Annotated in this window: 1 rRNA gene; it reads left to right on the forward strand. The window is 52.9% G+C overall.

Going from position 1 to position 535, the window contains the following annotated elements:
* Nucleotides 1-535, forward strand: a 23S ribosomal RNA gene (locus E6R62_RS38930); the annotation flags it as partial.

Genomic DNA, 535 nt, shown 5'->3' on the forward strand with positions numbered 1-535 from the left:
CCAGGGGAACTGAAACATCTAAGTACCCTGAGGAAAAGAAATCAACCGAGATTCCCTTAGTAGTGGCGAGCGAACGGGGACTAGCCCTTAAGTGGCTTTGAGATTAGCGGAACGCTCTGGAAAGTGCGGCCATAGTGGGTGATAGCCCTGTACGCGAAAACCTCTTAGTCATGAAATCGAGTAGGACGGAGCACGAGAAACTTTGTCTGAATATGGGGGGACCATCCTCCAAGGCTAAATACTACTGACTGACCGATAGTGAACTAGTACCGTGAGGGAAAGGCGAAAAGAACCCCGGAGAGGGGAGTGAAATAGAACCTGAAACCGTGTGCGTACAAGCAGTGGGAGCCCCTTCGTGGGGTGACTGCGTACCTTTTGTATAATGGGTCAGCGACTTACTGTCTGTGGCGAGCTTAACCGTATAGGGGAGGCGAAGGGAAACCGAGTCTGAATAGGGCGCATAGTCGCAGGCAGTAGACCCGAAACCGGGTGAGCTAGCCATGCCCAGGGTGAAGGTCGGGTAACACCGACTGGA

The organism is Streptomyces sp. A1136, assembly GCF_004795055.1.
In the GTDB taxonomy this organism is placed as follows: Bacteria; Actinomycetota; Actinomycetes; order Streptomycetales; family Streptomycetaceae; genus Streptomyces.